The following is a 478-nucleotide window of genomic DNA, read 5'->3' as shown; positions in this document are numbered from 1 at the left end:
ATATAGAGGTCGACGCCGTCAGTGCTGATGCGTTGTTGGCGGGCGACAAAAGAAAAGCCTTTGCCAAGTTCAAGCAGAAAGCTTTGCAAGTGGTCGATGAGTGCTTGTTCGAGTCCGCTTTCCCTGACTTTGCCTGCCGAGGGCAGGCCGAGGAATTCGAGCATGACCGGATCGCGAATGAATTCCCGCGGATTGCATTTCATCGCGTCGATGTTGGTCGTGGCTTCCTCGACCACCTCGGCTTTTTCCGGACTCATCAGCAGGCGCTCGTAGTAGAGCGTCAGGATCTGACGATCAAGGGCGCGGCTTGACCAGTTGAGGTCGGCGCATTCGTTCATGTACCACAGGCGCGCTTTCTCGCTTTCGACCCGCAGTAGCCGGCGGTAGTGGGTCCAGCTCAATTCGGGACGCAGTGCGTCTCGAATTGGAAATTTTTGATAAAACAGGCGCATCTTCCACAAATTGGTTTCATCAAACC

The 478-nt window shown here is 54.6% G+C and carries 1 protein-coding gene; it reads right to left on the bottom strand.

What is annotated here, in order from left to right:
* Window positions 1-478, bottom strand: a 478-nt coding sequence (locus J5M56_RS24885; RefSeq protein ID WP_207938046.1) for a PDDEXK nuclease domain-containing protein, incomplete at both ends; no start/stop codon positions are given.

The sequence above is a fragment of the Pseudomonas sp. 51_B genome (assembly GCF_017491595.1).
GTDB lineage: Bacteria > Pseudomonadota > Gammaproteobacteria > Pseudomonadales > Pseudomonadaceae > Aquipseudomonas > Aquipseudomonas promysalinigenes.
The sequence above is the reverse complement of the archived record's forward strand: the minus strand, read 5'-3'. Positions and strand labels throughout refer to the sequence as shown.